A 14,036-nucleotide genomic window follows, 5' to 3' on the forward strand; every position below is an offset into this window, starting at 1 on the left:
CTCCTACGCGTTTCCGTTGAAAAGGCTGGTCACCGAACCGTTTTCGAAGACCTCGCGAATGGTGCGACCGAGCAGGGGGGCAATCGAGAGAACGGTCAGGGTGTCGAACTGCTTGTCCGGGCCGATCGGCAGGGTGTCGGTGGCGATGACCTCGCGGGCGCCACAGTTGGCGAGACGCTCCGCGGCCGGGTCGGAGAACACGCCGTGCGTGGTCGCGATGACGACGTCGCCGGCGCCGGCGTCCTTGAGAACCCGGACCGCTCCGGCGATGGTGCCGCCGGTGTCGATCATGTCGTCGATGAGCACGCAGGTGCGGCCTTCGACGTCGCCGACCACACGGTTCGACTTCACCTGGTTGGGCACCAGGGGATCACGGGTCTTGTGGATGAAGGCCAGCGGCGCGCCGTCCAAGGCGTCGGCCCACTTCTCCGCCACGCGCACACGGCCGGAGTCGGGGGAGACGACGGTGATGTCCTTGGTGCCGTACTTGTCCTTGACGTACTCGGCCAGCTGTCCCTGGGCGTGCATGTGATCGACGGGACCGTCGAAGAAACCCTGGATCTGATCGGTGTGCAGGTCGACGGTGATGATCCGGTCGGCGCCTGCGGTCTTGAGGAGATCGGCGACGAGACGTGCCGAAATCGGTTCGCGGCCACGGTGTTTCTTGTCCTGGCGGGCGTAGGGGTAGAACGGCAGGATCGCGGTGATGCGCTTGGCCGATCCGCGCTTGAGCGCGTCGATCATGATCAGCTGTTCCATCAGGTGCTTGTTCAGCGGCGCCGGGCAACTCTGCAACACGAAGGCGTCGGAACCACGGACCGACTCCTCGAAGCGCACGAAGATCTCGCCGTTGGCGAAGTCCCGCGCCGTCTGCGGGGTCACCTTGATGTCGAGCTCGCGCGCGACGGCGTCGGCGAGTTCGGGATGTGCGCGACCAGAGAACAGCATCAGGCTCTTCTGGTTGTCAGTCGTGGTCCAGGTCACTGGGTGTCTCTTTCTTGTTGCGTGTTCTCGGTGACTTGTGCGTCGAGTGCTTCGGCAGCGGCCCGGGCTGAGGGCGTACCGGGTCGCTTGGATTGCACCCAGCCGTCGATATTTCGTTGTTTGCCGCCGGAGATCGCCAAGGCGCCTGCGGGCACATCCTGCGTCAAAACCGTACCTGCTCCGGTGTAGACGCCATCACCGACGTTGAGTGGGGCGACGAACATGGTGTCCGAACCGGTGCGGCAGTGCTTTCCGATCACGGTGCGGGTCTTGTTGACGCCGTCGTAGTTCACGAAGACGCTGGACGCGCCGATGTTGGTGCCCTCGCCGATGGTCGCGTCGCCGACATACGTCAGGTGGGGCACTTTCGCGCCCCGGCCGATGTCGGAGTTCTTGGTCTCGACAAAGGTGCCGATCTTGCCCTCGTCCCCGAGCACGCTTCCGGGCCGCAGGAAGGCGAACGGTCCCACCTGGGTACCGGAACCGATCACCGATTCGCTGGCCTGCGTGCGAATGATCGTTGCGCCCGCGCCCACCGTGACGTCGGTCAGGGTGCTGTCCGGCCCGATGCGGGCGTCTGTCTCGATGCTCGTCCGACCGTGCAGTTGTGTCCCGGGCAGGATCGTGACGTCCGTCGCGATGGCGACGTCGACGTCGATCCAGGTGCTGGTGGGGTCGATGATCGTGACGCCGGCCAGCATGTGACGGGCCAGCGTGCGCCGGTTGAGTTCAGCGCCGAGATCGGAGAGCTGCAGTCGGTCGTTGCAGCCGGCCACCAGCGCCGCATCGACGATGTGCTTGGCGCGCACCACTTTCGAGTGGCGGTTCGCGATCTCGATCACGTCGGTGAGGTAGAGCTCGTGCTGGGCGTTGTCAGGGGACAACTCTGCGAGCGCACTGCGCAGGGTGCGGGCATCGAATGCGTAGACCCCGGAATTGACTTCCGTGATCCGGCGTTGCTGTTCGGTCGCATCCTTCTGCTCGACGATCGCGGTCACCGCGCCGTCCTGGGTGCGCAGCACGCGGCCGTACCCGGTCGGGTCGGCGGCTGTCGAGGTCAGCACCGTGACGGACGCCGGAGGCGAAGAGGTGTGGTAGGCGATGAGGTCACGCAGTGTGGGCCCGTCGAGCAGCGGGACGTCGGCGGCCGTGACGAGGACGGTGCCGTCGAAGGCATCGGGCAATGCCGCAAGGCCCGCCCGCACGGCGTCACCGGTGCCGTTCTGTTGCGCCTGGACCGCGGTCAGGACCTCCCGGTCGAGGGTGGCAGCGACATCTGTGCAGGCCGCGCCCACTTTCTCGCGGTCGTGGCCGACGACCACCACCAGGTGATCGGGCTCGATGTCGGCGGCGGCGTGCAGAGCATGAGAGAGCAGCGACCTCCCACCGATTCCGTGCAGAACTTTCGGGGTCGCCGATTTCATGCGGGTGCCGGCGCCCGCAGCGAGTACGAGAACGGCCGTCGGCCCTGACTTGGACGCCACGGACATAGGACTCCCTTGCCGGGTTGGAAGCGGGGGAACGGCCCGATCCTACGCACCTTCGGAGGGCGCTTGATACAACTGGTGGGGTTCGCCAGTGGCATCGGCCCGAGTTGTCCACGGTGTCTTCGGCGATAGATCCGGGTTTCTTCGACAAGGGAGTTGATGTGAGCGAGCAGAGAACAGCGATAGTCACCGGCGCGGCGCGCGGAATCGGAGCCGCGGTGGCCAAGAAGCTGGCTGCGGACGGGCTGGCGGTCGCGGTCCTGGACCTCGACGAGGCCAGCACCGCTGACACCGTGAAGGCGATCACGGACGCCGGCGGCCGCGCGTTGGGAGTCGGCACCGATGTCTCCGACGAAGATTCTGTTGCCGCTGCCGTCGAGAAGATCGCCAAGGAACTCGGCGATCCGACGGTACTGATCAACAACGCCGGCATCACCCGGGACAACCTGCTGTTCAAGATGCCGGTCTCCGACTGGGACGCGGTGATGAACGTGCACCTGCGCGGTGCCTTCCTGATGACGCGCGCAGTGCAGCAGTACATGGTGGCCGCCAAGTTCGGGCGCGTGGTCAACCTGTCGAGCACCTCGGCCCAGGGCAATCGCGGACAGGTCAACTACTCCGCTGCCAAGGCCGGCATGCAGGGCTTCACCAAGACCCTTTCCATCGAACTGGGCAAGTTCGGCGTCACCGCGAACGCCATCGCTCCCGGATTCATCGAGACCGAGATGACCGCCGCCACCGCAGAACGCGTCGGTGTCCCGTTCGAGGACTTCAAAGCGGCTGCTGCCTCGCAGATCCCGGTTGCACGCGTCGGCCAGCCCGACGACATCGCCAACACCGCGGCGTTCTTCGTCAGCGAGGGTGCGGGCTTCGTGTCCGGCCAGGTCATCTACGTTGCGGGTGGCCCCAAAGACTGATGTGCAAGCGGGTGGTGGGTGCGTGTTCTCGCGCATCCACCACTCGTGGCACAATCGTTTTGCACAATCCGCCATGGTGTAATCGGCAACACTCCTGATTTTGGTTCAGGTATTCTAGGTTCGAGTCCTGGTGGCGGAGCAAAGCACCGATCAGATGCCCTGAAATCGTCCCCCTGAGGGGTGTCCGAGGGCTATATGCCCTCGGTGGGTGCTCACGGGGACGATCTTTGCGGGGAGGGACTCTGGTGACAGTCGACCGTCCCACAGCGCAGGAAGAAAAAGTCCAGCGCGCACCACGCGCCAGGATGACCGGTACCCAACGGCGGCACCAGCTCATCGAGGTCGCCAGGGGCCTGTTCGCCGAGCGTGGCTTCGAGGGCACGTCCATCGAGGAGATCGCTCAACGGGCTGGGGTCTCCAAACCTGTTGTCTACGAACATTTCGGCGGCAAAGAAGGCCTTTATGCGGTGGTCGTCGACCGGGAGATGGAAACGCTCCTCGAGATGGTCACCTCATCGCTGACGAAGAACCGATCCCGTTACCGCGTCCAGCAGGTGGCACTGGCGTTGCTGACCTATATGGAAGACCGCACCGAAGGCTTTCAGATCCTGGTGCGAGGGACTCCGACCTCGGGGGATTCAGGCCGCTATTCCAGTCTGTTGACCGATGCGATCAGTCAGGTGGAGCACCTGCTCGCCAGTGACTTCCAGCGCCGCGACCGCGACCCCGCGTTGGCCCCCCTCTACGCGCAGGCGTTGGTGGGCATGGTGACGGCAACCGCGCAGTGGTGGCTCGATGTCCGCGAACCGTCCAAAGAGGTGGTCGCTGCGCACCTGGTCAACCTCTGCTGGAACGGGTTGATGCACCTAGAGCAGGATCCACACCTCGTGGGCCCTAACGAGCGGCAGGACGAAGATACGCCAGACGCCTGAAGTGGTGGGTTCTGGCAGTTCTGACCTGGCGAAACGCTCGCCGGAACCCACCAAGATCGGCTAGGCGAGCTGCAGGCTGCGCTTGCTCAGGCCCATCCAGAATCCGTCGATGACCTGCTTGCCGACCTGTTCGGCGTCGTCGCTGGCACCGAGCGCCACGAACAGCGGCGACCAGTGCTCGGTGGTGGGGTGAGCGTAGGGCATGCCGGGGGCTTCGGTCCTGAATCGGGTCAGCGCATCCACATCGCCGGCGGCGAAGCGTTCTCCGGCCCAGGCATCGAACTCCTTCGACCACGTCGGTGCCACGGCGTCGGGCCGCCAATCGCGTAGGAACGGCAGGCCGTGGGTGGTGAAGCCCGAGCCGACGATCAGCACGCCCTCGTCGCGCAACGGCCGTAGGCGGCGGCCGAGGTCGAGTAGCTTCTCGGGGTCGAGCGTCGGCAGCGAAACCTGCAGTACCGGGATCTGTGCCTCCGGATACATGACGGTCAGTGGAACATATGCCCCGTGGTCGAGTCGGCGCTGCGAATCATGCTGCACCGCTTGTCGATCAGGCATCAGCGCGGCGACCTTCGCGGCGAGGTCTACGGCGCCGGGGGCGTCGTAGCGCACGCGGTAGTAGCGCTCGGCGAATCCGCCGAAGTCATACGTCAGTGGCACCGCGGGGTCGGTCGAGCCGATGGTCAGCGGCGCGGACTCCCAGTGGGCCGACACGATCAGGATCGCCGTCGGTGTGGGCAGGTCCGTGGACCACTGTCGCAACTCGGACACCCAGCGAGGATCGTCGACCAACGGAGGAGCGCCGTGGCTCAGATACAGGGCGGGCATACGGGTCATGGACATGATCATACAAACACGGACCGCGGTCCGTTTAATTCCCGATGGATTGGAGCCCCGGCTCAGACCGGTGGCGCGTCCGAATCGTCGACGTCGAATTGCATCAGGATGCAGTCCACCCAGATCCCGTGCTTGAAGCCCACCCGCTTGAGTCTGCCCACATCCTCGAAGCCCGCCTTGGCGTGCAGAGCGATCGATCCGGTGTCGGGGACGTCCGCGATCACCGCGACGATCCTGCGGATCGAGGTATCGGCCACCGCGTCGAGCAGGCTACGCAACAACGCCTTGCCGTAACCCTTTCCCGTGTGGTCGGGACTGAGGTAGATGGTGTTCTCTACGGTCCAGTCGAAGGCCCGCTTCACCCGATACTGGCCGACGTAGGCGAAACCCACGACCACACCGTTTTCGTCCTCGGCGACCAGGAACGGCAGCCGGGCGGCGTGCAGGTCGGCGCGCTTGATCTTCCACTCCGCGGCAGTCGGGGCGTCGTAGTCGAAGGTGATCACGGTGTTGTCGACGTAGTACTTGTAGATCTCGGCCACCGCGACGCAATCGGGCGCCGTGCCAGGACGGATGGTGACGGTCACAGGGCGAACCTGGTGCTTGTCGAGTTCTCCGCGAGCTCCCACAGCAGACCCGCCGTGCGGAAGTCACAGGCCGCCGGGGTGCGCCCCACCAACACCGGCCCGCCTCGCAGTCCGAACCTTCCGTCAGGTCCCACATATGCACCAGAGGGCACGTCGGGTGTGAGGGCGTACAGCGTCAACGCCGCGCCCTGGGCGGGGCTGTTCGCCAGGACGGTTCCTGCTCCCTTGATGATCTTGTCGATCGGACCGATTCCGGTGAGTCCGAGGATGCCGGTGGTTGCCCAGCCGGGGTGCGCGATCGCCGTCGACACGCGAGATCCCGCCGCTCGCAGCCGGCGATCGAGCTCGAGTGCCCACAACATGTCTGCGAGTTTCGACTGCGAATAAGCCTTCGGTCTGCTCCACGCTCGTCGCTCGAAATGAGGGTCGTCGAGTCTGATCGAGCCGGTCTTGTGCGAGGTCGACCCGACGATCACCACCCGATCGGAAATGTTCGGCAGCAGGAGATTGGTGAAAGCGAATGGACCAAGAAAGTTTGTGCCGAAACACATCTCGAATCCGTCGACGGTCTGGCTGTGTTCGTGTGCCATCACGCCGGCGTTGTTGATGAGGCTGTCGATCTGCCCCAGCCCCTCGGCGCATCGCCTGACCGATGCCAGATCGGCGACATCGAGCTCGACCACTTCGGTACGGGCCCCGGCGGTTTCGGATGCGAGCTGGGCCGCGCGCTCCTTGCCCCGCTCGATATCCCGGACGGCCAGCACCACCTGGGCGCCTACTCGGGCGAGACCACGCGCGGTTTCCCAACCGATCCCGTTGGTCGCGCCGGTGACCACGACGCGCTTGCCGTCCATTCGTGGCAGGTTCGCCGCCGACCAGCGTGATGTCATGCCGTCAGCTTAGTGGAGGTCGTCCTCCCGGCGGCGCGGCGGCGCGATCGACTCAGACGACTCCGCTGGGCGCTCGGCGGCTGCCGGGTTCCTGCGTCGGCATGCTGTTGGCGGGCACGGGATATGGCGAGCCCAAGCCCACGAAACCTGCGCCGACGTTCGGTCCGCACTGTGCCGCCGCGAGCTCGACTTTGGGCGCGGGGTCGCTGAACCGTGGCCGTCTCGCGTCTGGCGATGCCGCGAAGTCGAACGCCGACGTCATGTCCCCGGTGACACTGCGTCGCCACGGGGTCAGATTGGGTACGTCGACGCCGAATCGGGTTTCTATCAGTCGCAGCTGGGAGGTGTGGTCGAAGGTCTGGGAGGCAATGAGACCGCCGCGGCTGTAAGGGGAGATGACGAATGCCGGCACTCGGTAGCCCAGGCCGATCGGTCCGCGCACGCCCTTGGACGACGCCACCGAGTTCAGATTCGGGACTGACACATACTCGCCCGGAGTGCCTTCCGGCGCGGTCGGTGGGGTGACGTGATCGAAGAATCCGCCGTTCTCGTCGTAGCTGATGATCAACGCCGTCTTCTCCCACACCTTCGGGTTGGACGTCAGGATGTCTAGAAGTTGCACGATCCCCACGGCGCCGAGCGCCGCCGGGAGTGCCGGATGCTCGCATTCGAGAAGGTTCGGGACCACCCACGAGACCGATGGCAGCGTGTCAGCGGCGACGTCTGCTGCGAAATCGTTCGGGTAGGTCGGCACGATGCCGCGCCGGTTGAGTTCGGAGTTCACGTCGGCTGCCTGCGTGAAACAGGCCATCATGCCGTCGAGGATCACCGATGACAATGGCCCGAAATCCTTGTTGTTGTAGATCTTCCAGCTCACTCCGGCGTCGCGCAGGTTCTCGGGCATGGTGCGCCACGAGTATGTGAACCTCGGGAGCTGGGTGGGCGTCTCGAGGAGCGGTCCACCGGCGACGCCGTCTGGGTCGATCGAGGCGCTCATCCAGTACAGCCGGTTCGGGTCCGTCGGCCCGATCACGGAGGCGTGGTAGTTGTCGCACAGTGTGAACGCGTCGGCGAGTTCGTAGTGGACGGGGATGTCCCCGCGTTCGTAGTAGCCCATCAGCGCGGGACCGTTCGCAGGCCCCACCGAGTTGATCGACATCGGCAGCCAGCCGTCGTTGCGACCACCGTTCCACGCGGCGTGCAGGCCCGCCCACGAATGATCGGGGTCGTTGATGCACTCGCCGTCCAGGCTCGGCCCGCGGGTGGTGTCGAGGCGGAACGGCATCGTGTAGCCGGTCTTGGTCGGTCCGACGTTGGGTGCCCAGCCGCGCTGTTTCCAGGCGTCGGACGGATCATCGAAGCCGCGCACGCCCTGGAGGGTCCCGAAGTAGTGGTCGAACGACCGGTTCTCCTGCATGAAGAACACGAAGTGCTCGATGTCGTCCAGAGAACCGGAGCCGCCCGGATCGGCGGCGTACGCGCGATCGATGATCGGGTTCGCCCACGACGCGAGGAATGCGGTGCCGCCGACCGCTGCGACCTTGGCAAAGAACTCGCGCCGGTTCATTCCGGCAAAGGGGCTGGTGGACACGGTGGCGCCTCCTCGGTTGGAGCAACTCGACAACTGTAGGTCCGGTGATGGCCGGGTGACCGGCGATTGGGGACCTCGGGCGATCGTGTGCCGGGGCGGACCGGAGCACGCTGCGTGAACGATTGTCACCGGGCACCCGTAAACTAGTCGATGTGACTGGGCCCTCTGCTGCATTTTTCACGGGACAGCTGTCGGGACTGGCACAGATCGCGGCGTCCGACGCCGCGCTGACCGGTCTCGTGGCCAAGCTCGGAACACCGGAACAAGAGTTCGTGGGACCGCCTGCGGCCCGGCCGTTCGTGATCGCGGCGATGGCCGCAGCTGCACCGGGCCCGATCCTCGTGGTCACGGCAACCGGCCGCGAGGCCGACGAACTGACCGCGCAGCTGCGCGACATGGTCGGTAAGACGGTCAGTCAGTTCCCGTCGTGGGAGACGCTGCCGCACGAGCGGCTGTCCCCGTCTGCGGACACCGTCGGGCAGCGCCTGCGCGTGCTGCATCGCCTCCGGCATCCCGAAGAGGAGAGCTACGGCCCGCCGCTCAAGGTCGTGGTGACCACCGTCCGCTCGCTGGTGCAGCCGATGGCGCCCGGCCTGGGCGATTTCGATGCGATCACCCTGCAAGAGGGTGCCGACGTCGATTTCGACGACCTCATCGCCAAGCTGGTGGAGCTCGCGTACACCCGCGTCGACATGGTCGGCAAGCGCGGCGAGTTCGCGGTGCGTGGCGGCATCCTCGACGTGTTCCCGACGACGACCGATTACCCCGTGCGCGTCGAGTTCTGGGGTGACGAGATCACCGAACAGCGAGCGTTCTCGGTCGCCGATCAACGCAGCCAGCCCGAAGTGGACATGAAGCTGGTCCACATCCATCCATGCCGCGAACTATTGCTCACCGACGGGGTCAGGATGCGTGCCGCCGACCTCGCCGAGCGGGTCTCGGCGTCGGGTACCGACGCCGAGAAGAGTTCGACCGGACCGCTGGTGGAGATGCTCACCAAGCTCTCCGATGGAATCGCGACCGAGGGTATGGAAGCGCTCATCCCGGCGCTCGTCCCCGGACAGATGCAACTGCTGACCGAGGTGATGGCCGCGGGCACCCACGTCCTGGTTCTCGACCCGGAAAAGGTCCGGACCCGCGCCGCCGATCTGGCCCGGACGGGAGCAGAGTTCCTCGAAGCGTCCTGGACTGCGGCCGGTGGCGGCGCGGAAGCGCCCATCGATCTCGGTGAGGTCCTGCACCTCGAGGACAGCGCCTACCGGTCACTCACCGACGTCCACGCCCAGACCGTCTCGGCGGACCGGCTCTGGTGGACCCTGAGCCCGATCGGAATCGGTACGGAACTGACTCTCGCGCCCGGACCCGCCCCGCGTGGCGACGACAGCGAGGTCGCCAAAACCTTTGCCGCCCTTCGTGTACACATCAATGCCGGAAACCGCGCGGCCATCGTCGCGGCCGGAGCAGGTACTGCCGAACGCATCGTCGAACGTCTCGGCGCAGCCGACGTCGCGGCGAAGCTGGCCGAGGCCGGCGATGTGCCCGAGCCCGGTATCGTTTCCGTCCTGCGTGGCGCGCTGACCTCGGGTCTGGTGCTGCCGGACGCCGGACTGGTCATCGCCACCGAACCCGACCTCACCGGCGCGCGGGTCACGGGCGCCAAAGACGGTCGCAGACTGCCGGCCAAGCGCCGCAACCAGGTCGACCCGCTGGCGCTGACGGCCGGCGACATGGTGGTCCATGACCAGCACGGAATCGGCAAGTTCGTCGAGATGATCGAACGGACGATCGGCGGCGCCCGGCGCGAGTACCTGGTGATCGAATACGCGCCCAGCAAACGTGGCCACCCGGGTGACCGGTTGTTCGTGCCGATGGACTCGCTCGACCAACTCTCGCGGTATGTCGGTGGCGAGACCCCGTCGCTGTCGAAACTCGGCGGCTCCGATTGGCAGAACACCAAACGCAAGGCGCGCAAGGCTGTTCGGGAGATAGCGGGGGAGCTGGTGCAACTGTATGCCGCCAGGCACGCTGCCCCCGGATACGCCTTCGAGCCCGACACCCCGTGGCAGCGTGAAATGGAAGATGCCTTCGGGTTCACCGAGACGATGGACCAGGTCACGGTCATCGGCGAGGTGAAGGCCGACATGGAACGCCCCGTGCCGATGGACCGCGTGGTCGTCGGCGACGTCGGGTACGGCAAGACCGAGATCGCCGTGCGCGCAGCCTTCAAGGCCGTGCAGAGCGGCAAGCAGGTCGCGGTACTCGTACCGACAACCATTCTGGCGCAACAGCATCTGGCCACCTTCACCGAACGCATGCAGGGTTTTCCGGTCACGGTCGCGGGATTGTCGCGATTCACCGACACCAAGGAGTCGCGCAAGGTCATCGACGGCCTCGCCGACGGCAGCGTCGACATCGTCATCGGCACCCACCGATTGCTCGCCTCGGGCGTGCGCTGGAAAGATCTCGGACTGGTGGTGGTCGACGAGGAGCAGCGTTTCGGTGTCGAGCACAAAGAACACATCAAGGCGCTGCGTACCCACGTCGACGTGCTCACCATGTCGGCGACCCCGATCCCGCGAACCCTGGAGATGTCGATGGCCGGGATCCGCGAGATGTCAACGATTTTGACGCCCCCGGAAGAACGTCATCCGGTGCTGACCTACGTCGGCGCCTACCAGCAGAAGCAGGTTGCGGCCGCCATCCGGCGAGAGTTGCTCCGCGACGGCCAGGTCTTCTACGTGCACAACCGGGTGAGCACCATCGACAAGACCGCGGCCCAGATCAAAGAGATGCTCCCGGAGGCCCGGGTCGTCGTGGCGCACGGGCAGATGGGCGAGGATCTGCTCGAACGTACGGTCACCGGCTTCTGGGATCGCGAATACGACGTCCTCGTGTGCACCACCATCATCGAGACCGGTCTGGACATCTCCAACGCGAACACCCTGATCGTCGACCGCGCCGAGGTCCTCGGGCTCTCGCAGCTCCACCAGCTGCGGGGACGTGTCGGCCGCAGCCGAGAACGCGGGTACGCATACTTCCTCTACAACGGTGACAAGCCGTTGACCGAAACCGCGTACGACCGCCTCGCGACCATCGCGCAGAACAACGAGCTCGGCGCCGGTATGGCGGTGGCCCTCAAGGACCTCGAGCTGCGTGGGGCCGGAAACGTACTGGGCGCAGAGCAATCGGGTCACGTCGCCGGCGTCGGATTCGACCTCTATGTCCGGCTCGTGGGAGAAGCCGTGGAAGCCTATCGTGCCGCTGCCGACGGCAGGCCGATCGCCGCCGAGGAAGACCGCGAGGTCCGCATAGACCTACCCGTCGATGCCCACATCCCGCCCGACTACGTCGACTCGGACCGGTTGCGACTCGAGGCGTACCGGAAGTTCGCGTCCGCCGACACCGCCGAGGAAATCGCCGGCGTCGTCGACGAGCTCGTCGACCGCTATGGTCCGTTGCCGCCCGAGGTGTCGCGCCTGGTCTCTGTTGCGAAGCTCCGGCAGCTCGCGCGTGAACTCGGTGTCACCGAGATCGGGGTCGCGGGTAGTCAGATCAAGGTGTCGCCGCTGAAACTTCTCGATTCCCAGCAGATCAGACTCAAACGGCTGTATCCGAGTGTCGTCTATCGGGCCACCACAGGCGTTGTCGGACTACCGATACCGCGGACCGGCGGCATCGGCAGCGAACGGGTGCGTGACGTCGATCTGGTGCAGGTGGTCGCCGATCTCATGCTCGTAGTGGACGGCCGCACGCCCGGGTCCGTCAACATGCGCCTGCCTGGTGGCGCGACCGCAGAGACCGCCGGCAAGAAATGACCGACGAGTCCGGCGGTGACGTCAAGGCCAGCGGTCACGAGTTGCTCGCGGCCGTCGAGCTCATGGATCGGCTGCGGCGCGACGGACCCTGGGAGCGGGATCAAACCCACGAATCGCTGCGCCGTTATCTGGTCGAAGAGACCTACGAACTGCTCGACGCCATCGACTCGGGGGATCGCGATCACCTGCTCGAAGAGCTGGGCGACATCCTTCTGCAAGTGCTCTTCCACGCCCGGATCGCCGCCGACCGCGCCGACGAACCGTTCGACATCGATGATGTGGCACAGGCATTCACCACCAAGATCTCCGCGCGCACCCAGGGCGTACTCAGCGGCAGCGACATCGATCTGCAGACGCAGCTCGAGGAGTGGGAGTCGCGCAAGGCTGCGGAGAAGGCGCGAGGGTCGGTGCTCGACGGCATCGCAACCGGCCAGCCGTCGCTCGCACTGGCCCAGAAGGTTCTCGAACGTCTGGCCGCCACCGGCTTTCCGCGCGATCTCTTGCCGCGGGACGTCACCGACATCCGAGTGGTCGCCGACGGACCCAGCGTCGAAGACGAGCTGCGCCGGTCGGTGCTCGCCTTCATGGCAAAGATCCGCATCGCCGAAACCGCCGCTGCACCTGGTGAACTCAAGAACACAGACTTCTGGCGCACCCACCTGCCCCGATGATGTGCCCTCAGTGTGACTCTTGTGTTGCCGCTCTGGCGGTGGTTGGGTCCTGATCACCTGGTGTTTGGCTCTTGATGGGCCTACCGGCATCACCATCAAAGGGTGAGGTCTGGTCTCCAAAAGTTGTGCCAACACCAGGTGTGATGGACCGACCGATGTGGCTTGATAGGAGCGTGGCACCGCCCCCAACTGAGGATTGCCCACCGGCCGGCCCAACCGTCCCTGTCCCTGTTTCTGAATCAGGAGGCAACCACCATGGTTGTTGTTGGAGTCGATGTACACAAGTCCACTCACACATTCGTCGCCGTCGATTCCGTCGGCAAGAAGCTAGGCCACCTCACCTCTGCGGCCACCACCGAAGGGCACCACACAGCGATCAACTGGGCACTCACCGAGTTCGGTGGCGATCTGGTGTGGGGTATCGAGGACTGCCGGCAGATGTCGACCCGCCTCGAGCGCGACCTGCTCGGCGCCGGCCAGACCGCGGTGCGCGTACCCACCAAGTTGATGGCCCAAGCCCGCTCCAGCGCTCGCACCCGCGGCAAGTCAGATCCCATCGACGCCCTGGCCGTGGCGCGAGCGGTACTACGCGAACCGGACCTGCCCGCCGCTGGCGCCGACCCCCAATCCCGCGAGTTACGGCTCCTCGTCGACTACCGGGAAGTCGCTGTCGCCCAACGCACTGCGTCAATCAACCGACTGCTGTGGCGGGTCCATGAGATCAATCCCGCCTACGCTCCCAAACCCCGGTCGCTGAGCATGAACAAGCACCAAAAAATACTCGCCACCCATCTCGCGAACCACACCAGCCTCCTCGCCGACATCGCCCGCGCGGAACTCGACGACATCATCTCGCTGACAGCCCGGATCAACAAGCTCGCCACCGAGATCGGCAAGCGAGTACGCCAACTGGTGCCGACCTTGCTCGAGTTGCCCGGCTGTGCCGAACTGACCGCCGGCAAAATCGTCGGCGAAACCGCCGGCATCTCCCGCTTCCGCTCCGCCGACGCCTACGCCAGCTACGCCGGCACAGCACCCATCCCCGTCTGGTCCGGCAACAGCGCCGGCCGCGTGCGACTACCCCGACACGGCAACCGACAGCTCAATACCGCACTGCACCGCATCGCCCTGACCCAAATCCGCCTCGAAGACTCCGACGGCTACACCTACTACCGCAACCGCCTCGCCGCCAACGACACCAAAACTTCAGCCCTACGGTGCCTGCGACGACGACTCATCCGCACCGTCTACCAACGACTCACCACCGACGCCCACACGCACCCCGCACCGACCGAACAAGCCGCCGCTTGACATAGGAGCAACTT

At 65.6% G+C, this 14,036-nt stretch carries 10 protein-coding genes, 1 tRNA gene and 1 pseudogene; 6 read left to right on the plus strand and 6 right to left on the minus strand.

Annotated elements, in window-relative coordinates; genetic code table 11:
• Positions 1–3: 3 nt before the first annotated feature.
• Positions 4–984: a ribose-phosphate diphosphokinase gene (locus tag BH683_RS01260; protein WP_084834454.1), complete on the minus strand. Its 981-nt coding sequence runs from the start codon at positions 982–984 to the stop codon at positions 4–6.
• Positions 981–2,468 (minus strand): bifunctional UDP-N-acetylglucosamine diphosphorylase/glucosamine-1-phosphate N-acetyltransferase GlmU, encoded by a 1,488-nt coding sequence (glmU, locus tag BH683_RS01265; RefSeq protein WP_281492238.1) that lies wholly within the window; start codon positions 2,466–2,468, stop codon positions 981–983. Before glmU ends, BH683_RS01260 begins: the two co-directional genes overlap by 4 nt.
• A gap of 164 nt (positions 2,469–2,632) precedes the next feature.
• Here glmU and fabG point away from each other — a divergent pair, with 164 nt between their 5' ends.
• From fabG to BH683_RS01280, 3 genes are all read left to right on the plus strand, one after another.
• Positions 2,633–3,388, plus strand: a complete 756-nt coding sequence (gene fabG, locus BH683_RS01270) for a 3-oxoacyl-ACP reductase FabG (RefSeq protein WP_084834456.1) — start codon at positions 2,633–2,635, stop codon at positions 3,386–3,388.
• 67 nt (positions 3,389–3,455) lie between these two features.
• A tRNA-Gln gene (locus tag BH683_RS01275) sits at positions 3,456–3,527 on the plus strand.
• A 166-nt stretch (positions 3,528–3,693) separates the two neighbouring features.
• Complete coding sequence (locus BH683_RS01280; protein ID WP_210405141.1) at positions 3,694–4,320, plus strand: TetR/AcrR family transcriptional regulator; 627 nt, start codon at positions 3,694–3,696, stop codon at positions 4,318–4,320.
• Positions 4,321–4,380: 60 nt separating this feature from the next.
• Here the strand turns inward: BH683_RS01280 and BH683_RS01285 are convergent, their stop codons facing one another.
• The 4 genes from BH683_RS01285 to BH683_RS01300 are packed head-to-tail and all read right to left on the minus strand — an operon-like array spanning position 4,381 to position 8,225.
• Entirely contained in the window at positions 4,381–5,163 is a 783-nt protein-coding gene (locus BH683_RS01285; protein WP_084834466.1) for a class III extradiol ring-cleavage dioxygenase, read from the minus strand.
• Between the two features lie 56 nt (positions 5,164–5,219).
• Positions 5,220–5,744, minus strand: a complete 525-nt coding sequence (locus BH683_RS01290; RefSeq protein ID WP_084834458.1) for a GNAT family N-acetyltransferase — start codon at positions 5,742–5,744, stop codon at positions 5,220–5,222.
• Entirely contained in the window at positions 5,741–6,634 is an 894-nt protein-coding gene (locus tag BH683_RS01295) for an SDR family NAD(P)-dependent oxidoreductase (RefSeq protein WP_084834459.1), read from the minus strand. The genes BH683_RS01290 and BH683_RS01295 overlap by 4 nt, the downstream gene beginning before the upstream one ends.
• Before the next feature lie 52 nt (positions 6,635–6,686).
• Positions 6,687–8,225 (minus strand): phospholipase C, encoded by a 1,539-nt coding sequence (locus BH683_RS01300; protein ID WP_084834460.1) that lies wholly within the window; start codon positions 8,223–8,225, stop codon positions 6,687–6,689.
• Positions 8,226–8,377: 152 nt separating this feature from the next.
• Here BH683_RS01300 and mfd point away from each other — a divergent pair, with 152 nt between their 5' ends.
• From mfd to BH683_RS01315, 3 genes and pseudogenes are all read left to right on the plus strand, one after another.
• Positions 8,378–12,040 (plus strand): transcription-repair coupling factor, encoded by a 3,663-nt coding sequence (gene mfd / locus BH683_RS01305; RefSeq protein ID WP_168186939.1) that lies wholly within the window; start codon positions 8,378–8,380, stop codon positions 12,038–12,040.
• 29 nt (positions 12,041–12,069) lie between these two features.
• A pseudogene (locus BH683_RS01310) lies at positions 12,070–12,711 on the plus strand (MazG family protein); the annotation flags it as partial.
• Between the two features lie 255 nt (positions 12,712–12,966).
• Positions 12,967–14,022, plus strand: a complete 1,056-nt coding sequence (locus BH683_RS01315) for an IS110 family transposase (protein WP_084834247.1) — start codon at positions 12,967–12,969, stop codon at positions 14,020–14,022.
• Positions 14,023–14,036: the final 14 nt, after the last annotated feature.

This window comes from Williamsia sp. 1138, from assembly GCF_002095435.2.
Lineage (GTDB): Bacteria > Actinomycetota > Actinomycetes > Mycobacteriales > Mycobacteriaceae > Williamsia.

Coding starts and splice junctions, on each gene's coding strand:
- BH683_RS01285 (WP_084834466.1), bottom strand. CDS start 5,163: ATGTCCATGACCCGTATGCCCGCCCTGTATCTGAGCCACGGCGCTCCT.
- BH683_RS01295 (WP_084834459.1), bottom strand. CDS start 6,634: ATGACATCACGCTGGTCGGCGGCGAACCTGCCACGAATGGACGGCAAG.
- BH683_RS01280 (WP_210405141.1), top strand. CDS start 3,694: ATGACCGGTACCCAACGGCGGCACCAGCTCATCGAGGTCGCCAGGGGC.
- BH683_RS01315 (WP_084834247.1), top strand. CDS start 12,967: ATGGTTGTTGTTGGAGTCGATGTACACAAGTCCACTCACACATTCGTC.